At 72.1% G+C, this 19,268-nt stretch carries 16 protein-coding genes and 2 tRNA genes; 5 read left to right on the forward strand and 13 right to left on the reverse strand.

Annotated elements, in window-relative coordinates; translation table 11 throughout:
• Positions 1–180: 180 nt before the first annotated feature.
• A tRNA-Pro gene (locus AB0P24_RS02445) sits at positions 181–257 on the reverse strand.
• Positions 258–431: 174 nt separating this feature from the next.
• Between AB0P24_RS02445 and AB0P24_RS02450 the strand changes: the two genes are divergently transcribed.
• Positions 432–502, forward strand: a tRNA-Gly gene (locus tag AB0P24_RS02450).
• A gap of 111 nt (positions 503–613) precedes the next feature.
• Here AB0P24_RS02450 and AB0P24_RS02455 read toward each other — a convergent pair.
• Positions 614–808, reverse strand: a complete 195-nt coding sequence (locus AB0P24_RS02455) for a hypothetical protein (protein ID WP_093503029.1) — start codon at positions 806–808, stop codon at positions 614–616.
• A 460-nt stretch (positions 809–1,268) separates the two neighbouring features.
• Between AB0P24_RS02455 and AB0P24_RS02460 the strand changes: the two genes are divergently transcribed.
• Positions 1,269–2,393, forward strand: a complete 1,125-nt coding sequence (locus tag AB0P24_RS02460) for an acyltransferase family protein (RefSeq protein ID WP_365790242.1) — start codon at positions 1,269–1,271, stop codon at positions 2,391–2,393.
• A 15-nt stretch (positions 2,394–2,408) separates the two neighbouring features.
• On the opposite strand, the gene AB0P24_RS02465 is transcribed toward AB0P24_RS02460, so the two are convergent.
• A complete protein-coding gene (locus tag AB0P24_RS02465; RefSeq protein WP_365790244.1) occupies positions 2,409–2,864 on the reverse strand; it encodes an HD domain-containing protein in 456 nt (151 codons plus the stop codon).
• A gap of 321 nt (positions 2,865–3,185) precedes the next feature.
• On the reverse strand, positions 3,186–4,349 hold the full coding sequence (locus tag AB0P24_RS02470) for a PP2C family protein-serine/threonine phosphatase (RefSeq protein WP_365790246.1): 1,164 nt from the start codon (positions 4,347–4,349) through the stop codon (positions 3,186–3,188).
• Between the two features lie 175 nt (positions 4,350–4,524).
• On the opposite strand from AB0P24_RS02470, the gene AB0P24_RS02475 reads away from it, so the two are divergent.
• Positions 4,525–5,766 carry a GNAT family N-acetyltransferase gene (locus AB0P24_RS02475; RefSeq protein ID WP_365790248.1) on the forward strand — a complete coding sequence of 414 codons (1,242 nt, stop codon included), beginning with the start codon at positions 4,525–4,527 and terminating at the stop codon, positions 5,764–5,766.
• Between the two features lie 12 nt (positions 5,767–5,778).
• On the opposite strand, the gene AB0P24_RS02480 is transcribed toward AB0P24_RS02475, so the two are convergent.
• The 4 genes from AB0P24_RS02480 to AB0P24_RS02495 form a co-directional block, all read right to left on the reverse strand.
• Complete coding sequence (locus AB0P24_RS02480; RefSeq protein ID WP_365790250.1) at positions 5,779–6,582, reverse strand: DNA-formamidopyrimidine glycosylase family protein; 804 nt, start codon at positions 6,580–6,582, stop codon at positions 5,779–5,781.
• Positions 6,583–6,733: 151 nt separating this feature from the next.
• Positions 6,734–7,228, reverse strand: a complete 495-nt coding sequence (locus tag AB0P24_RS02485; RefSeq protein ID WP_365790252.1) for a ribose-5-phosphate isomerase — start codon at positions 7,226–7,228, stop codon at positions 6,734–6,736.
• Between the two features lie 446 nt (positions 7,229–7,674).
• Entirely contained in the window at positions 7,675–8,253 is a 579-nt protein-coding gene (locus AB0P24_RS02490) for a biotin transporter BioY (protein WP_365790254.1), read from the reverse strand.
• A gap of 441 nt (positions 8,254–8,694) precedes the next feature.
• Positions 8,695–9,357 (reverse strand): DsbA family protein, encoded by a 663-nt coding sequence (locus tag AB0P24_RS02495; protein ID WP_365790256.1) that lies wholly within the window; start codon positions 9,355–9,357, stop codon positions 8,695–8,697.
• 148 nt (positions 9,358–9,505) lie between these two features.
• Here AB0P24_RS02495 and pepN point away from each other — a divergent pair, with 148 nt between their 5' ends.
• Together pepN and AB0P24_RS02505 are read left to right on the forward strand one after the other, a co-directional pair.
• The gene (gene pepN, locus AB0P24_RS02500) at positions 9,506–12,091 is read left to right on the forward strand and encodes an aminopeptidase N (RefSeq protein WP_365790258.1); all 2,586 of its coding nucleotides are present in this window, start codon (positions 9,506–9,508) and stop codon (positions 12,089–12,091) included.
• Between the two features lie 207 nt (positions 12,092–12,298).
• Positions 12,299–13,348: a hypothetical protein gene (locus AB0P24_RS02505; RefSeq protein ID WP_365790260.1), complete on the forward strand. Its 1,050-nt coding sequence runs from the start codon at positions 12,299–12,301 to the stop codon at positions 13,346–13,348.
• Between the two features lie 123 nt (positions 13,349–13,471).
• Here AB0P24_RS02505 and AB0P24_RS02510 read toward each other — a convergent pair whose 3' ends face one another.
• From AB0P24_RS02510 to AB0P24_RS02530, 5 genes are all read right to left on the reverse strand, one after another.
• The gene (locus AB0P24_RS02510) at positions 13,472–14,692 is read right to left on the reverse strand and encodes a glycosyltransferase (protein ID WP_365790659.1); all 1,221 of its coding nucleotides are present in this window, start codon (positions 14,690–14,692) and stop codon (positions 13,472–13,474) included.
• A 310-nt stretch (positions 14,693–15,002) separates the two neighbouring features.
• Positions 15,003–16,148: a DUF6596 domain-containing protein gene (locus AB0P24_RS02515; protein ID WP_365790262.1), complete on the reverse strand. Its 1,146-nt coding sequence runs from the start codon at positions 16,146–16,148 to the stop codon at positions 15,003–15,005.
• Positions 16,141–16,563, reverse strand: coding sequence for a YciI family protein (locus AB0P24_RS02520; RefSeq protein ID WP_365790264.1), 423 nt, complete (start codon positions 16,561–16,563; stop codon positions 16,141–16,143). Before AB0P24_RS02520 ends, AB0P24_RS02515 begins: the two co-directional genes overlap by 8 nt.
• A 144-nt stretch (positions 16,564–16,707) precedes the next feature.
• Positions 16,708–18,486, reverse strand: a complete 1,779-nt coding sequence (locus AB0P24_RS02525) for a TIGR03767 family metallophosphoesterase (RefSeq protein ID WP_365790266.1) — start codon at positions 18,484–18,486, stop codon at positions 16,708–16,710.
• 244 nt (positions 18,487–18,730) lie between these two features.
• A complete protein-coding gene (locus AB0P24_RS02530; protein WP_365790268.1) occupies positions 18,731–19,195 on the reverse strand; it encodes an NUDIX hydrolase in 465 nt (154 codons plus the stop codon).
• Positions 19,196–19,268 lie beyond the last annotated feature (73 nt).

Genomic DNA, 19,268 nt, shown 5'->3' on the forward strand with positions numbered 1-19,268 from the left:
TCTCCTTGTGGCTGACTTCTCGGGTTCTGCCGGGGCCAGAAGGGGCCCGGCGGAGTTTCGCCGCCCGGAGGAGTTCGTAGGCCGCCGTCTGGGGGCCGGGACACACGGGCGCGCAGCTTGCATAGTAACCGCAGCGGCTCAGGGCCCCAAAAGGCGATCAAGACGGACGCCGTCAGGTGGTGGTCGGGGTGGCGGGATTTGAACCCACGGCCTTCCGCTCCCAAAGCGGACGCGCTACCAAGCTGCGCCACACCCCGTTCCGGTGCGACACGTAGGGTACATGCCCGGGCCGCCCACGTCGGCCGCTTTGTTCACCCGCGTCCGCATCGCGTCGGCATCCCGTCCGCGCAGACCAACGTGTTGGCCTCCTCGGCGGACGACCCGCTACGATGCCTTCTGTGCCGCGGTCACCGATCTGCGGCACATGTGGTGCGGGCGTAGCTCAATGGTAGAGCTTCAGTCTTCCAAACTGACTACGCGGGTTCGATTCCCGTCGCCCGCTCTGATGGCGAAGGCCCAGGTGAGAGGTTGCGGACCTCCTCTTCCTGGGCCTTTCGCGCGTCTGCGGGGCCCTGAGGCGCGGACGCCGGCCGCGCCGCGCTCGCCGGCGCGGTCAGAAGTTGATCGAGTTTATGGTCTGCGCCAGCGAGTCGAGGAAGCGCTGGATGGACGGGGCCATCCCGGTCGAGGCGAGGAAGAAGCCGAAGAGGACGGCGACGATGGCGGGGCCCGCCTTGATGCTCCCCCCTCTCATCATCACCACAAGGATGATCGCCAACAGCAACACCACAGACAGTGAAATGGCCACAACTGATCACACCCTCGGTCGGTCCGCTCTCCGGCCCTGGGGTACGGCCCCGCACCCCCGCCAGATCCATCGTGCCACCAACCCGGCCGCACTATGCGGTTCGTGACACAACGTCGACATCACGCCCCGCACCGACAACCGTCCGCACTGCAATTCGAGAGCCCACCCGCCGGTGGATCCACGGCAATTGACAGACATGGTTTCGGTGTCCACACAACTGGCGCGCAGCTAATTCGAATTACCGACACAGGCACGGCAAGAGACGATCAGCGGTGGGCGTTATGCGCCAATTATTCGGGATGAAAGGGGACATCACTCATGTAAGTGCCGCATGGAACCGCATAGGCGCAGGCATCTACTCCGGTAAATCACCCGGCGCTTCACAGGCCGCCCTCGCCGATTACGGGGATTCACATCGACGGTTTCACGGAATCCCACAGGCGACGCTAGGGTTCCTCAAATGTCCGACGCCGCCACGTCCCCCGGCCAGAACCGAACACCGCGTCCCCCGGCCCGTCCGCCGGCGGACGGACAGCGCGACGCGTTCTTCGACAACGCCAAGTACCTGGCGATCGTGCTCGTCGCGATGGGTCACTCATGGGAGCCGCTGAAGGGCGACAGCCGCGCTCTGGAAGCGGCGTACCGCGTCGTGTACGCCTTCCACATGCCGGCGTTCATCGTCGTCTCCGGCTACTTCTCCCGGACCTTCGACATGCGCCCGGACCGGCTGAGGCGGCTGGTCACCGGGGTCGTCGTCCCCTATGTCCTGTTCGAGACCGCCTACTCGCTCTTCCAGCGCTTCGTCGTCGGCGCCCCCGGCCAGGACATCAGCCTGCTCGACCCCTGGTACCTGACCTGGTTCCTGTGCGCGCTGTTCGTCTGGCGCCTGACCACGCCCCTGTGGAAGGCGGTCCGCCGTCCCCTGCCGGTCGCCTTCGGCATCGCGATGCTGGCGTCCGTGTCCCCGTCCATCGGTGACGACCTCGACCTCCAGCGGGTCCTGCAGTTCCTGCCGTACTTCGTGCTCGGCCTGTGCCTGCGGCCCGAGCACTTCCGGCTGGTGCGCCGGTGGCCGGTGCGGATCGCCGCGGTGCCGGTGTTCGCCCTCGCGCTGGTGTTCGCGTGGTGGTCGGTGCCGCGGATGAACACCGCGTGGTTCTACCACCGGGACTCCGCGCAGGAACTGGGCGCGCCGTGGTGGTGCGGGCCGGTGATGGTGCTCGCGGTGTTCGGCTGCTCGATGGTGCTGACGGCCGGCTTCTTCTCCTGGGTACCGGGGCGGCGGACATGGTTCACGGCGCTGGGCGCCGGCACGCTGTACGGCTACCTCCTGCACGGCTTCGCCGTGAAGTACGGCGTCCACGAGGGCTGGTTCGATCCGGCGTGGCTGCACGGGCCGCTCGGCGAGATCCTCGTCACCGCGCTCGCGGGCGCCTGCGTGACGCTGCTGTGCACCCGGCCCGTGCGGCGGGTGTTCCGGTTCGCCATGGAGCCGGGCATGGAGTGGGCGTTCCGGCGGGACGCGGCGGAACTGGCCCGGGAGCGGGCGCGGAGTTCGCGGAGCCGGGAGATGGCCGGCGCCTGACGCCGCGTGTTCCGCTTACGCGGGGAGACCGAGGAGGGCGCGCATCCGGGCGTACTTCTGGATCAGCCGGTCGCGGGTGTCCGCGTCCAGGACGGCGAGGCGGGCGGGGTCGGCGTTGTGCGCGAGGTCGGCTTCCTTGACGAGCAGGGCGCCGGGGGTGGCGAGGATGCGGTGGGCGTACGACTCGGGGGGCTCGCCGGGGTGCTTGGTGAGGGCGAGGACGACGGCCTTCGTGCGGGGGCTCAGGGCGGCCGTGTCCAGCCACTCCTCGCTCAGGGCGTGATCCTCTACGGCGTCGTGCAGCCAGGCGGCGGCGATCTGGTCCGGGTCGCCGCCGCGGGCACGGACGCCGGCGGCCACGGCGGCGAGGTGCTCGGCGTAGGGGCGGCCGGCCTTGTCGGTCTGCGCCGCGTGAGCGGCTCGGGCGAGCTGCTCGACCTCGGGGAGGGTGAGGGGGTTCGGGGTGGTCACGGTGCGAGTATGTCGTGGCCGGGGTGGGGGGTGTCACTTACCGGCGCTTGCAGGGCACCGCCCGCGCCCACCCGTGCCGCCCCAGCGGCACGACTGCCCGCGGCTGGATGAGCCCCGCGGCTGGATGAGGCCTGGAGCTGGATGAGCCCCGCCGCTGGATGAGGCCTGCGGCTGGATGAGGCCCGCTGCTGGGAACAAGCGGCGGCTGGAGCGCCCCTTCAGGGGCGCGGGGAACTGCGCGCTCAGCCCCCGCGCACCCGCAGCCGCCGACGGCCCCCGCCCGCCCCCCCTCCGGTCTGCGGCGGCAGGCGCCTGCCGTGTTTATCTCGCTGCCTCCCGGCAGATCAGCAGGAGCGCCCTGTCGTCGTTGACGTCCTTCGCCACCGCCTCGATCAGGTGCCAGGCGGCGCCGTGGAAGCCGCCGGCCACGTAGCGGTCGGCCTCTCCCGTCAGGCGGTCTATGCCCTCCACGATGTCCCGCTCGGACGTCTCCACCAGGCCGTCCGTGAAGATCATCAGGACGTCGCCGGGGCGCAGGGAGCCCTTCACCGGGTCGAACTGGGCGCCGTCGTACACCCCGAGGAGGGGGCCCTCGGCGGCCTTCTCCTCCCAGCGGCCGCTGCCTGCGCTGAGCTGGAGGCCGGGCGGGTGGCCCGCGGAGTACAGCTCGTAGTCGCCGGAGTCCAGGTCCAGGACCAGGTGTATGGAGGTCGCGAAGCCCTCGTCCCAGTCCTGGCGGAGCAGGTAGCCGTTGGCGGCGGGGAGGAAGGCGTGCGGCGGGAGGGAGCCGAGGAGGCCGCCGAAGGCGCCGGAGAGGAGGAGGGCGCGGGACGCCGCGTCCATGCCCTTGCCGGAGACGTCCGTGAGGACGACCTCCATCGTGCGGCCGTTGTTCGTACGGGCCGCGACCACGAAGTCGCCGGAGAAGGACTGCCCGCCGGCCGGCCGCAGGGCCATCTCGCGGTGCCAGCCCGGCGGCAGCTTCGGCAGCTTGCTCTGCACCCGGATGCGTTCGCGCAGGTCGAAGAGCATGGTGCCGCCGCGCCGCCAGGGGACGCCGACCCGGCTGCGGAACTGGGCGGTGAGCAGACCGAAGAAACCGCAGGCGGCCACGACCAGGACCACGCCCGGGGTGACCCGGGAGGGGCCCTCGGTGTAGGGCCCGAGCCGTACCGACTCCACGATCAGCGCGGTGGCCGCCGCCGCGTACAGGCCGAGCAGGCTCGCCGGGCGCAGCAGCAGGCCGCCCGCGACGATCGGCAGGACCAGCGCGGCGGGGGAAAACCAGACCGGGTTGGCGAGGGTCATGGCCGCGAGGACGGGGACGGTCAGGAGCAGCCCGATGAGGGCGATCCAGTCGGAGCCGTCGCCCCGGAAGTAGTCCACGGCGCTTCTGCGCACGCCGACGCGGGCCCGGTGCCACTGCACTTTCCACCGGGCCGGAAGCGTCTCGGCCTTCGCGCGCCGCTCTCGGTCTACTGCCATTAGTTCGGGACCCTATCCATCGGACCAGCCGCTTGGCACGGGAGGTCCCACTTGTCCCCCGTCCGAGGCTCGCCTTCGGGTGCGACTTCACAGTGAACTTCACCGGAAGCCCCCGCGTCGCCGTCCGGGAGAAATTCGCTGGCTCGTCCTGCAACGCGCTTGGTAGGCATGGCTCATGGCGACCGAACGTGCGACCGAGGTGAAGGTACTGCGTCCCGAGGAGTTCGACGGGTGGTGGGAGCACCTGGTGCGGGCCTTCGGCGCGGTGCCGACGCCGCCCGAGGAGCGCGATCTGGACCGGTCGCTCACGGAGTCCGAGCGTTCGCTGGCCGTCTGGGAGGGCTCCGAACTGGTCGGGACGGCGGGGGCGTTCCGGTTCCGGATGACGGTGCCGGGCGGTGCCGTGCTGCCCACCGCGGGGATCACCATGGTGAGCGTGGCCGCGACGCACCGGCGGCGCGGGGTACTGACGTCGATGATGCGCCGCCAGCTGGACGACATCCGGGAGTGGGGCGAGCCGCTGGCCGTGCTGACCGCCTCCGAGCCGGCGATCTACGGCCGCTTCGGGTACGGCGCCGCGGCCTTCCAGCTGCACGCCGAGATCGACACGAGCCGGGTGACGCTGGACGTGCCGGCCGGCACCGGTGACGTACGCGTGCGGTACGCCGCCCCGGCCGACGTGCTCGGCGCGTGCGAGGAGGTCTACGCGGAACTGGTGGGGCTGCGGCCCGGGATGCTGGCCCGGCAGCCGGGATGGGAGCGGGTCGGGGTGTTCGACCCGGAGATCGGGCGGGACGGGGCGTCGGCGCTGCAGTGCGTGGTCGCGGAGCGGGACGGGAAGATCACCGGGTACGCCCGGTTCCGTACCAGGCTGGGCTGGTCGCCGAGCGGGCACGACGGCACGGTGTCACTGGAGGACCTCGCCGCGCTCGATCCGGCGAGCGACGCGGCGCTGTGGCGGTTCCTGTTCGGCATCGACCTGATGTCGAAGCTGACGGTACGGGGGCGGCCGGTCGACGACGCCTGGCAGTACCAGGTCTCCGACATCCGGCGCTGCCTGACGCGGGTGCGGGACATGGGGTACGTCCGTCTCGTCGACGTCGGTGCGGCGCTCGCGGCGCGCACCTATCAGACGCCGGTGGACGTGGTGCTGGAGGTGGCGGACGCCTTCTGCCCCTGGAACGCGGGGCGTTGGCGGCTGACCGGGGACGCCAAGGGGGCGTCCTGCGAGCGTACGACGGACCCGGCCGAGCTCACGCTGTCGGTACGGGAGTTGGCGGCGGCGTACCTCGGTGGCGTGTCCCTGCTGTCGCTGGCGCGGGCCGGCCGGGTGGGCGAACCGCGGCCGGGGGCACTGGCGGAGGCGTCGGTGGCGTTCGGCTCCCCGGTCCCGCCCTGGCTGCCGCACGGTTTCTGACCCTCCCCGCGGTCAGCGTTTCTGACAGCCGGGGCACCAGAAGAGGTTGCGGGCGGCGAGGCCGGCGGTGCGGATCTCGGTGCCGCAGAGGTGGCAGGGCAGGGTGGCCCGGCGGTAGACGTACACCTCGCCGCCGTGGTCGTCCACGCGTGGCGGGCGGCCCATCGCCTCCGGGGTGTGCTCGGGCCGGACGGTGTCGATGCGGTTGGTGCGGACGCCCTCGCGCATCAGCGCGACGAGGTCGGCCCAGACGGCGTCCCATTCGGCGGGGGTGAGGTCCCTGCCCGCGCGGTACGGGTCGATCCCGTGCCGGAAGAGCACCTCGGCGCGGTAGACGTTCCCGACGCCCGCGATGATCTTCTGGTCCATCAGCAGGGCGGCGATCGTCGTACGACTGCGGGAGATCCTGCGGTACGCCGCGTCCGGGTCGGCGTCGGCACGGAGCGGATCCGGGCCGAGGCGGGCGTGTACGGCGTTCTTCTCGTCGTCGGTGATCAGGGCGCAGGTGGTGGGGCCGCGCAGGTCGACGTAGGCGGTGGGGCCGGCCAGGCGCAGGCGGACGGTGTCGGTGGCCGGGGGCGCGGGGGCGTCGCCGAAGGTGACCTTGCCGAAGAGTCCGAGGTGCACATGCACCCAGGCGCTGTCGCGGAAGCCGAGGAAGAGATGCTTGCCGTGGGCTTCCGTGCGGGTGAGTTCGGCGCCGTCGAGAAGGCTCGCCGCGTCGGAGAACTTGCCCTGCGGGCTGGTGACCCTCACGGGTCCGGTGAGCCGGCGGTAGTCCAGCGCGAGCCGGTGGATCGTGTGCCCTTCTGGCACTGAGGTGATTCCTTTCCCACCTCCCACCCACCCACCGGACTCGGTCAGTGGAGAGGCGAAGGTCAAAGGGGCCCGACCGCAGCGCCCCGCAAAGGGGCGCGGGGCTCTGTCGGTCTTGCGGCTCCGCCGCGTGGGGGGTCCCCCCGAACGCCTACCGGCCGTCCCCGGAGGGGTGGTGCGCCGGGATCGGCGGGAGGTCGCCGGTCGTCTCGTAGGCCGTCAGCATGTCGATGCGGCGGATGTGGCGCTCGTCCTGGGAGAAGGGCGTGTTGACGAAGGTCTCGACGAACTTGGTCGCCTCTTCCCGGGTGTGCATGCGCGCGCCCACCGCCACGACGTTCGCGTTGTTGTGCTGCCGGCCGAGCGACGCGGTCTCCTCGCTCCAGGCGAGCGCCGCCCGCACGCCCTTCACCTTGTTCGCGGCGATCTGCTCGCCGTTGCCGGAGCCGCCGATCACGATGCCGAGGGACTCCGGGTCGGCCGCCGTCCGCTCGGCCGCGCGGAGGCAGAAGGGCGGGTAGTCGTCCTGGGCGTCGTAGATGTGGGGGCCGCAGTCGACGGGGTCGTGGCCCGCCGCCTTCAGCCACTCGACGAGGTGGTTCTTGAGTTCGAAGCCCGCATGGTCGGAGCCGAGATACACGCGCATGGGATGAGTGTGACACGGGTGTGAGCGCGCGGCAGGGGCGGGGCCGGACCCCGGAAACGGGGAGTGACACCGCGGGACCTCACGGGAAGCGGCCCCGTCCACCCGTGCGAGGGACAGGGCTGACCTGCGCCGTCGCCGCCGTGGGCGGCGCGGCGGTACCGGTCTCGGACCCCGCCCGGCAAGGTGCCCGCCGGCCGGCCGCGGCAGCAGCCGTGACACCTCGTACCGTGGCGGGGGCCCGGGTGGCGGGGGCAACCCCGGCCCCCCCGGGGGGGGCGGGGGGGCGCGTGTGGACCAGCATACAATGCCCCCCCCCACCCCCCCAACCCCCGCACCCCCACGCTACCGCCCCCCCCCGCGGGCGGCGCGTTTTCCCTCCCCTCCCAGTTCGCGGTGGTGGTCGGGTAGCCGCTCACCCATGGGGCCCCCCGCCGGGGTCGGCCGGGTCAGCGCTTGTCGACGAGCTTCCATGCCGCCGGCACAGCGCCCATCGCCAGGACCGCCTTCACCGCGTCGCCGATCAGGAACGGGGTCAGGCCGGCGGCGATCGCCGCGGACGCGGACATGTCGGCGGCGTAGGCCAGGTACGGCACGCCGACCGCGTAGATGAGCGCCTCGCCGAGGAGCATCGTGCCCGCCATGCGCAGCACTCCGCGGTCGGCGCCGCGCCGGGCCAGGGCACCGACGACGGCGGAGGCGAGCATCATGCCGAGGATGTAGCCGAAGGAGACGGAGACGCCGGAGGTGCCGCTCGCGAACCACGGCACGCCCGCGAGACCGGCCAGCGCGTACAGGGCGAGGGAGAGCAGGCCGCGGCGGGCGCCGAGGGCGGTGCCGACGAGCAGGGCCGCGAAGGTCTGGCCGGTCACCGGGACCGGGGAGCCGGGCACCGGGACGGCGATCTGGGCGGCGAGGCCGGTGAGCGCGGCGCCGCCGGCCACGAGGGCCACGTCGCGCACCCGGGACGCGGGCAGGAGGTCGGCGAGGACGGTGCCGGGGCGGGCGGACGCGGTGGCGGTGCTCATGGGGGACTCCGCGGGGTGAGGGTGGACAGGCAAGCAGGGGACACCGTGACGCTATCCCGGCCCATCTGAGCCGAACACGTCAGCGGTCGACAAAGGGCGGAAGTGCCCGTTGGTGGGCTCCCCACAAAGGGTGCGGGTTACACGCGGTTCGGGGTGACGTCGATCACTGAGGCAGAGATGTTTCGCTCACGCCAACGGCACGGAACAGCCCTGTGGGATTCCACCAATCGAGCCCTGGCGGTCTGATGGGGTTCAGGGTTCCCGGCCCGAGGCCGCGCGGCGGCGGGGAGACCGGTCCGGGACGAACACGGAAGTCCGGCCGGAGCGCGGCGGACTGGACCTCCCGCCCCCGCGGACGCATCCACGCAGACGGCCGCCGGGCCCGGACGGGGAACCGCAGGTTCCCCGTCCGGGCCCGGCGGGCTTCCGGACGACGGTGACCTACAGGTTGCTGAAGTCGGGGCCCTTGGTGCGCGTCCGCTTGATCTCGTAGAAGCCGGGGACGGAGGCGACCGCGAGGGTGCCGTCCCAAAGGCGTGCCGCCTCCTCGCCCTTGGGGGCGGGGGTGACGACCGGGCCGAAGAAGGCGATCTGCTCGCCGTCGGGGCCGGGGACCGCGATCACCGGGGTGCCGACGTCCTGACCGACCTTCTCGATGCCCTCCTTGTGGGAGGCGCGCAGCTGGGCGTCGAACTCGAAGTCCTCCTGGTCGGCGTAGTCGATCAGGTCGGCCGGCAGACCGACGTCCGCGAGGGCGCCCGCGACGGCCTCCACGGTCGGGCCCTCGCCGTTGTTGTGGATGCGGGTGCCGAGCGCGGTGTACAGCGGGCCGAGGATGTCGGCGCCGTGCTTCTGCCAGGCGGCGGTGACCACCCGGATCGGCTTCCAGGCCTTGGTCTCCAGCAGCTCGCGGTACTCCTCGGGCAGCTCGTCGAGCTTGGGCTCGTTGAGCACGGCGAGGCTCATGATGTGCCAACGGACCTCGATGTCGCGGACCTTCTCCACCTCCAGGACCCACCGGGAGGTCATCCAGGCCCAGGGGCACAGCGGGTCGAACCAGAAGTCGACGGGGGTCTTGCCGGAGCTGGTCACGGTCTCGGACATGCTTCTCCTCGGAATACGGTCCTTTTCCAGCGGCAACACCCTCACCGGCCACCCCATTCCCGGTGTCCGCCGTCAGGGACGCGTGGGAGGATCGGTGCTGTTCCGGCGTACCGACAACGATGTGTACCGACCCGAAGGAGTGCCGCCCGTGCCCGGTGAGAACCTGTCCCGCGACGAGGCCCGGGAGCGGGCCGCCCTGCTGTCGGTCGACGGATACGACGTGTCGCTGGATGTACGGTCCGCGGTCGGGGAGGGCCAGGACGAGCCGCGCACCTTCCGCTCGGTGACCACGATCCGCTTCCGCTGCAACGAGCCGGGAGCCGCCAGCTTCGCCGACCTGATCGCGCCGAGCGTGACCGCCGTGACCCTGAACGGCAAGGACCTCGACCCCGGCGAGGTCTTCGACGGCACCCGGATCGCCCTGGAGGACCTGGCCGCGGAGAACGAGCTGGTGGTGGACGCCCGGTGCGCCTACTCCCGCACCGGCGAGGGCCTGCACCGCTTCGTCGACCCCGAGGACGGCGAGGTCTACCTCTACACGCAGTACGAGCCGGCCGACTCCCGCCGGGTCTTCGCGAACTTCGAGCAGCCGGACCTGAAGGCGCCGTTCCGCTTCGAGGTGCGGGCGCCCGAGCAGTGGACGGTGTGGAGCAACGGGACGGGTGAACTCGCCGACGGCGTCTGGCGGTTCACGGAGACGAAGCCGATCTCGACGTACATCACGTGCGTGGTGGCCGGGCCCTACCACTACGTGACGGACTCGTACTCCCGCGCCCTGCCGGACGGCTCGACGCTGGAGATCCCCCTCGGCGCGATGTGCCGCAAGGGCCTCGCCCCCTACTTCGACGCCGATGACGTCTTCCTCATCACCCGGCAGGGCCTGGACTTCTTCCACGACCACTTCGACTACCCGTACCCGTTCGGGAAGTACGACCAGGCGTTCGTGCCCGAGTACAACCTCGGCGCGATGGAGAACCCGGGTCTGGTGACCTTCCGGGAGGAGTACATCTTCCGGGGCAAGGTGACGCAGGCGTCGTACGAGGCGCGCGCCAACGTGATCCTGCACGAGATGGCGCACATGTGGTTCGGCGACCTGGTCACCATGGTGTGGTGGGACGACCTGTGGCTGAAGGAGTCCTTCGCGGACTTCATGGGCACGTTCGCGAACGTCGGCGCGACCCGTTTCGAGAACGCGTGGACCACCTTCGCCAACCGCCGCAAGGCCTGGGCGTACCGCGCCGACCAGCTGCCCTCCACGCACCCGGTCACAGCCGACATCCGCGACCTCCAGGACGCCAAGCTCAACTTCGACGGCATCACCTACGCCAAGGGCGCCTCCGTCCTCAAGCAGCTGGTGGCGTACGTCGGCCAGGACGCGTTCCTGGACGGCGCCCGGCGCTACTTCAAGCGCAACGCGTACGGCAACACCCGGCTCGGCGACCTGCTGTCGGTCCTTGAGGAGACCAGCGGCCGGGACATGAGCGCCTGGGCCGGGAAGTGGCTGCAGACGGCGGGGGTGAACTCGCTGACCCCGCAGGTGCTGCTGGACGCCGAGGGCCGGATCGACGAGCTGGCCGTGGTGCAGGAGGCCGCCGAGTCCCACCCCGAGCTGCGCCCGCACCGGGTCGCGATCGGCCTCTACCGGCTGGAGGGCGGCGAGCTGGTGCGGTACGCGCGCGCCGAGGCGGACGTCGACGGCCCGCGCACGGTGCTCGCGGAGCTGGCCGGTGCCGAGGCCCCGGAGCTGGTCCTGGTCAACGACGACGACCTGACCTACTGCAAGATCCGTTTCGACGAGACGTCGCTGGCGACCCTGCGCGGCCACCTCGGCTCGCTCACCGACCCGCTGGCCCGGGCGCTGTGCTGGTCGGCGCTGTGGAACCTGACCCGGGACGCGCTGCTGCCCGCCCGGGACTTCGTCGACCTGGTGCTGCGGTTCGCGAACCGCGAGTCGGACATCGGCGTGCTCCAGATGCTCCACGCGTGGGCGGAGTCGGCGCTGGTGCACTATGTGGCGCCGCGGTGGCGGGAGACGGCCGGGCGGCTGCTCGCCGAGGGCGCCCTGCGGGAGCTGCGGCAGGCGGCGCCGGGCAGCGAGCACCAGCTGGCCTGGGCGCGGTTCTTCGCGTCGACGGCGGCGGCCGACGCCGACCTCCGGCTGCTCAAGGAACTGCTGGCGGGCACGACGACGATCGACGGTCTGGACGTCGACCAGGAGCTGCGCTGGGCGTTCCTCGAACCCCTCGCCGCGCACGGCGCCGCCGACGAGTCCGTCCTCGCGGCCGAACTGGCCCGGGACGACACGGCGTCCGGCAAGCGCCACCAGGTGCGCTGCCTGGCCGCCCGCCCGTCGGCGGCCGTGAAGGCGCAGGCGTGGGCGCAGGTCGTGGAGTCGCAGGCGCTGTCCAACGCGCTGGTGGAGGCGACGATCGCGGGCTTCGCCCAGCCGTCGCAGCGGGAGCTGCTGGCGCCGTACGCGGAGAAGTACTTCGAGGTCATCGCCCGGATCTGGGCGGAGCGCTCGATCCAGATCGGCATGGACGTGGTCCGCGGTCTGTACCCGTCCCTGCAGGACAGCCCGAAGACCCTGGAGGCGACGGACGCGTGGCTGACGGCCCATGCCGACGCGCCCCCGGCGCTGCGCCGGCTGGTCCTGGAGGCCCGGGACGACCTGGCGCGGACGCTGCGCGGACAGGAGTGCGACGCGCTGGCCGGGGCCGCCTCCGCCGACTGATCTTTGGCCAAAGGTCGCTCGCCGGGTGACCGTTACGCAATTCAGTCAATCGTGGCCGTAACCCCTGGTCCCCACCCATCCGGACCAGGGGTTTCAGGTCCCTACTCGGCATCCGAACACCCGTCCTTTAGTCCCGTGTTGTCCGTATTCTTCGACGAACACGTAACACCGGTTAAGGACCCGGCCGGCCCTGGGAATCCCCAGGCCATGACCCACAACACCCCGCTCTCCCCCCGCCCCCTCCGCCACCTGTCCGACGTCCACCGCCGGGTGCTGACGACGGCTCAGCTCCGCTCGCACGGCGTCCCGGCCACCGAGATCGCCGAGCAGTGCCGTCCCGGCGGCCCCTGGCGGCAACTGCTCCCGGGCGTGGTCCTGCTCCACCCCGGGCCGCCGACCAGCGAGGAACGCCTGCACGGCGCCCTCCTGTTCAGCGCGCGCGAACCGGCCCAGGGCGTCCCGGCGCAGCCGACCCCCGACTCCCCGCACCGGCCGGTCTACGCGGACGCGGTGATCACGGGCCTGGCGGCGCTGACCCTGCACGGCTTCTCCGCGACCCCGCCGCTGCTCTCCCTGGACCATGTGGACGTCCTGGTCCCGCGGATGCGCCGGCTGCGCTCCACCTCCTACGTCCGAGTGCTCCGCACCCCGGCCCTGCCGGCCCCCGAGCAGGTGACGGGCCTCCCGGTCGCCCCGGTCCCGCGCGCCCTCGCGGACGCGGTGGCGGACCTGACCGAGGCGGAGGCGGTACGGCTGCTGCTGACCGAGGCGGTGCGCGGCGGCCACTGCGAACCGGCGGCTGTGGTGAAGGAGTTGACCCAGGCCAAGCTGCTCACCCGCCCGCATGTGGTGGAGGCCGTGGAGTCGCTCGTCGCCGAGGGCCGGGCCATCGCGGAGGACCGCCTCTACCGGATGGTCCGCGAGTACGGCCTGCCCGCCCCGGTCTGGAACGTGGACCTGAGGCTGCCGGGCGGCCCCCATCTGGGCGGCTTCGACGCCTACTGGCCCGAGCAGGCGGTCGCCGTCGAGCTGGACACCCGTGCACCGCGCCAAGGCCATCGGAAGGACGACGACGCCCTGTGGTCCGAGTACGCCCGCAAGCGGGAACACCTGGAGCGCCTCGGCATCACCGTCGTGTACCTCACCCCGAAGAAGCTCCGCTCCGCGATGGAACAGCAGGCGGCGGTGGTCCGCACGGCCCTGATGGCGGCCGGCGACCGCGATCCGGCCGCGTACGTGGTGGTGCTGCCTCGCTAGGCGCGGCCCTGCCGGACGCGGCGTCCGGGACAGGGAGAGGCCGCCGGTCCGGAGGGGGGACCGGCGGCCTCTTCGCATGTGGCGGGGCGGGCTGCGCGAGGGGGGTCCGTGGGCGGCGGGGTGCTACTGCCCGCCGACGCCCGGGCGCAGTTCGTCGCGCACGTCGCCGACGACATGGGCGAGCAGGTCGGCGTAGGCGGCGATCATCCGGGTCCGGCTGAACCGCTCGCGGCTCGCCGCCAGCGCGGGAGCGAAGAGCTCCCTGTCGGCCACCGCCGCCGACCAGGCGAAGGCGATCGCCTCGGGGTCGAAGGGCGTCACGAACCCGTGTCCCTCGACGATCGACGCGCTGTCGCCGACGTCCGTCGTGACCGGGACGGCTCCGCACATCATGCCCTCGATCAGGCAGAGCGGCGCAGCCTCGCCGGAGGCGGAGGTGAGGGCGACGACGTCGGAACCGGCGTAGACGGTCTCCATGTCGTGGCGTACCCCGAGCAGGTGCACGCGGTCGCCGAGGGCCGCCCGGTCGGCGCCGAACGCGACCTCGATGTCGGCCCAGAGAGCGGGGTTGTCCTCGGTCATCCCGGCCCCGCACATGACGACGTGCCCGCCGCCCTCGCGGGCCAGCCAGGCCCTCGCCGCCCGCAGGAAGAGCGGCACGTTCTTCATGCCGGCGTACCGGGCGGCGAACACCACGACGGGGGCGTCGGGGGCGCCGGGAGCGGTGGCGGAGATGCCGAGGGACTCGCGGAAGGCGAGCCGTGCCGCGGCGTCCGGCCGGAAGCGGAGCAGGTCGACGCCGTTCGGGATGACGTGCAGCAGCTCACCGGGGATCCCGGCGGCCTCGTACGCGTCCCGGGTGGACTCGGCGCAGCACACGCACGCCACGACGGTCCCGTCCGCGATGGCGGCCTTCAGTTCGTCCAGCGCCGGGCCCTGGTTCTCCGGGTCGGACCGGTGCAGGCAGACGACGACGGGACGGCGGGGCAGCCCGGTCTGGTTGAGCAGGGCGAGCGGCTGCTCCTTCAGCGACAGGATGACGTCGGCGTCGGCCATGGCCCGCGCCGTGTCGGCCAGCTCGGGCCCGCTGAAAACCGACGCCGCGACGGTGCCGTCGACGAGCCCGGCGCTGCGGCCGAGGGAGGTGACCTCGATGCCACCGGCCGTAAGGGCCCGGTAACAGGCGTCGTCCTCCATGCGCTGCGCGGTGGCTTCTCGGTGGACCTCACCGTGCAGACTCAGCACCCGGTGCCACTGCTGTCCGCCCTCCACCAGGCCCAGCAGCACATCACTGTGCACGATCCGGGCTCCCCCGGAGAAAAAACCCTCGTAGACCGAGAGCACACGAAGTCCGAGCCGAGCGCTCACACGACCACCAGCCTTGCACCAGATCGAGCCATCCCCGGGATCCGCGGGTTAGCCGATATCAGGCGGTACGGACGTTTCATTCGGATGAACGGAGCGTCTCGTCCCGGAGTCGGCTGCGTTTACACGGCGAGCGCCGGATCCCAGGTCGCCGACATCGTTCCGCTTACCTCGCCACCACCCTCCTGACCTGGGATTTCTCCAGGGCGGCCGACTCCCCCGCGCCCTCCGGACGAGCGCGGCCGACGGCAAAAAATCGGCAAGCGAGACGTCCGGACGCGCGACGATGTCAGCGGCGGCGGGGGGTGTTGAGGCGCGCGGCCCGGCGGGTCAGATGATCCCGTTCGGCGAGGTTGGTGGCCTTGCGGGCCGCCTCGGCGTACAGCCGTGCCGCGGTCGGCAGATCGCCGTCGCGTTCGTGCAGGTAGGCGGCGACCGCGGGGTACCGGGGCAGGGCGGCGTCCAGCTCGGCGAGTGCGGCGAGGCCGGCGCGGGGGCCGTCGGCCTCTCCGACGGCGACCGCGCGGTTGAGCCGGACGACCGGGCTGTCGGTCAGACGGGCGAGCTCGTCGTACCACTCGACGATCTGCACCCAGTCGGTCTCCGCGGCGGTGGGCGCGTCCGCGTGCAGGGCGGCGATGGCGGCCTGCGCCTGGAACTCGCCGAGGCGGTCGCGGGCGAGGGCCGCCTGGAGGATCCCGACGCCCTCGGTGATCAGGCGGGTGTCCCACCGGCCGCGGTCCTGCTCCGCGAGCGGGACCAGGCTGCCGTCGGGCGCGGTCCGGGCGGCCCGCCGGGCGTGGTGGAGCAGCATGAGGGCGAGCAGCCCGGCCGCCTCGGGGTGGTCGACCCGGGCCGCGAGCTGCCGGGTGAGCCGGACGGCCTCGGCGGCGAGGTCGACGTCACCGGAGTAGCCCTCGTTGAAGACCAGGTAGAGGACGCGCAGCACGGTGGCCACGTCGCCGGGCTGGTCGAACCGCACGCCGGCCACGGTCCGCTTGGCCCGGCTGATGCGCTGGGCCATGGTCGCCTCGGGCACCAGGTAGGCCTGGGCGATCTGCCGGGTGGTGAGTCCGCCGACCGCGCGCAGGGTGAGCGCGACCGCGGAGGAGGGGGTGAGGGAGGGGTGGGCGCAGAGGAAGTAGAGTTGGAGGGTGTCGTCCGCGGCGGGGACGGGGCCGGGTGGCGGCTCCTCGTCCACGCGGTCCTCACGGCGGCGGCGGGCGGTGTCCGCGCGGGTCGCGTCGAGGAACCGCCGCCAGGCCACGGTGACCAGCCAGCCCTTCGGGTCCCGTGGCGGATCCGCCGGCCAGACCCGGATCGCCTCGACCAGGGCGTCCTGGACGGCGTCCTCGGCCGCCGCGAAGTCGGCTCCGCGGCGGACGAGGACGGTGAGCACGCTCGGTGTGAGGCTTCTGAGCAGTGCCTCATCCACCGGAGTGGCACTCCATGCCGGTGGGTGCCGCGGTGAGGAACGGGCGCACCTCCAGCCACTCGTGGATCGGCCTGCCGCCCGCTCCGGGAGCCGCCGACAGTTCACCGGCCAGCTCGACGGCACGCTCCTGGCTGTCGACGTCGATCACCATCCAGCCGGCGATCAGGTCCTTGGTCTCGGCGAACGGGCCGTCGGTGACCGGCGGGCGCCCCTCGCCGTCGTACCGGACCCACAGCCCCTCCGGGGCGACGGCCTGGCCGTCGACGAACTCGCCGGTCTTCTCCAGCCTGGCCGCGAAGTCGTTCATGTACTGCACGTGGGCCGAGATCTCCTCGGGCGTCCATTGGTCCATGGACACGTTGTTGACCGGGGCCGGGGCACCGCGGTAGTGCTTCAGAAGCAGGTACTTGGCCATCGTGGTTCTCCTCGGTACTGATGCGACCCATTGTGGTCGCCTTCACCCCGGGGACGGAGCCGGTCACGGGTTCTCGACATCGCCGCCGAAGTTCTTTCGACGTCGTGCCGGAGTTCGTTTTCCCCGCGGCCGGCCGAACGGGTGTCAGCCCTTCTTCAGGACCAGCTCCGTGTTCCGGTCCGTCGTGCTGCCGCCGAGGACCTTGCTGGCGCCGGGCGCGTTGAAGGCCAGTTCGCGGTAGAGGGCGGCGAGGCCGGTCTGGGACAGGTCGGAGAAGTCGGTGCGGTGCGGGGCGGCCGACTCGATCAGGGTGGTGAACAGGGAGATCGTGCCGTCCTTGTTGTCCGCCAGCTCGACGACCCGGGCGAGCTGCGGGTGGTCGACGTGCGAGGCGGTGGTGATCTCCCAGAAGGAGTTGCCGTTGGAGGCCTTGTGCGGGGTGATGAGGTTGCGGTGGATGTGGCCGTTGACCCAGGCCAGCACGCCCGCGTGGCGGTTGAGCAGGGTGACCAGCTCGGCGCCCGTGTGGCGGCCGTCGCTCGGGTGGGCCGGGTCGGGGCGGGTGTTGGTCATCGTCTGGCTGGTGTGGTGGCTGAAGACGACCGCGTAGGAGTCCTTGTTCTCCTTCAGGGTCTTCTCCAGCCAGGCCAGCTGGGCCGTTCCGATCGATCCGTCGTAGTGGCCGCCCGCGTCCGTCGTGTCGAGGCTGATGCCGATGACGTCGTCGGAGATGCGGAAGGCGTAGTACTGGGTGCCCGCGGCCACGTTGGCGGTCGAGTAGCCGTGGCCGACCGGGCCGAGGCCCTGGTAGGCCGGGTCCAGGTGGGCCTTGAGGTAGTCCGCGGCCGTGTAGGGGGCGCGCTTGTCGTCCGCGGTGACCGAGCGCATCGACCGGGCGTGGGCCTTGAGGAAGTCGCGGTAGCCGCTGCCCTTGGGGTCCTGGGCGCCCCGGATGGAGTCCTGGAGCTTCTTGGCCTCGGCGTCGGTGACCGTCATCAGCTTCTTGCCGCCGATCGCGGCCGCGGCGAGGTAGGGGTCGGCGTGCGAGCCGAAGCAGCCGAGCGGCAGGGCGTCGTGGTTGCCGACCGTGGAGTACCAGGGGAGGTTGAGGCCGGGGCTTCGCACCTCGCGGATCGCGGCGGCCAGGAAGCCGGCGAGGTGCGGGAAGCCGAGCGCCTTGTCGTGGTCGCGGACGGTGGCGGACGCCTGCCAGTACAGCTTGAGGCCGCTGTTCTGGACGCCCTCGTAGTGCTTGGGGTCACCGGTGTTGGGGGTGATCCGGCCGCCGCTCATCACCTTCATGAACCACTCCAGTTCGGAGTGGGCGTTGTTGTCGGTGTTGTCGCCGGTCGTCATCACGAAGTGCAGCGGTGAGCCGGTGACCGGGGCGCCGCGCAGCGCGTTGACCCGCTCCACGAGCGAGATGGCGCCGGGCACGGTGAGCGACTCGTGCGGGCGCCAGGCGTGCGGGTCGTGGGCGCGCAGGAACTCAAGGCGCAGCGGGTGCTGAACGTCCATCAGATGCAGGTCGGTGAACTGCACGAACGCGGCGAGCGCGGTACGGCGGCCGGCCCGGCCGGACTTGGCGGCGGCCAGGTCGGAGCGCAGCACGCGCGCCCAGCCGGCGCCGTCGCCGAGCCGCCGGTAGCCGGAGCTGTTCCGGGGCGCCGCGACGGAGGCGAGGGTGGTGCCCTTGGTGTAGGGGGCGAGGGGGGCCGCGGCGGCCCGGCGGCCCTCGGCGACCGGCTGCTGCGCCGCGGCCACGGCGGGGGCGGCCTCGCTGTCGGTGGGGCGCAGGGCGTAACCGACGCCTGCGGAGAGCGAGACGGCTCCGGTGGCGGCGAGCACGGTACGGCGGTTGATCTCCAGTGCCTCACGGCCCTTGTGGGCCGCGGAGGTGGCGACTGAGCGTATGCGCGACATGGCGCGATCTCCCCGAGTACGAACGCGTCGGCAGTGGTCGCGGGCGATCGCTTCCGCGAACTTCCCGCTCACTTCGGATCGTTGGCACCGGGGGTGACCTGTGCGTGAACGCGGCGGCAACGCGCAGCGCCGATCACCGTACGTGGATCAGGTCAGGTGGGGACCGGTCATGGAGCGGATCGCGGGCGTCCGGAAGCCGGTTACTGCGCGTTCATCTGCCGGGGTAGTGGGGGGCCTTCGGCGCTCACTGCTGCTCCTGTGCGAACCGTCCCGCCGCCGGCCGCTCCCGCCACAGCCGCAGGGCGACGTCGATCAGCCGGATGTGCCTCAGGGACGGTACGGCGTCCAGGTCCTGCCAGGCGGCCATGTCGGTGGAGCCGTCGACCTCGTTCCTGAGCTCGCCGCCGACGATCTCGCCGCTGTAGATGATCCGCACGCCGTGGTGGTCGGTGGCGGGTCGCCGCAGTCCCGCGCGCGGATGGCTGAGGCGGTGGGAGTCGATGCCCAGCAGGCCGGTCACCTCGATGCGGTAGCCGGTCTCCTCCATGAGTTCGCGGCGGACCGTGTCGTACGGGTCCTCGCCGTGCTCCATGCCGCCGCCGGGCAGGACCCACTCGGGGGTGCCGTCGTCGGCCGGTGACCGGGCGAGCAGGATCTGACCGTCACGGACGCACACGGCGTAGGCCGCCACCCTGAGCTTCTGGCGCACGTCGGCACGGTAGGGCGTGCGACGCGCGGCGGCCACCGGTTTCCGCGACGAGACCGCGGGACGACCGCGGATA

The organism is Streptomyces sp. NPDC086519 (assembly GCF_040686075.1).
GTDB classification, from domain to species: domain Bacteria; phylum Actinomycetota; class Actinomycetes; order Streptomycetales; family Streptomycetaceae; genus Streptomyces; species Streptomyces shenzhenensis.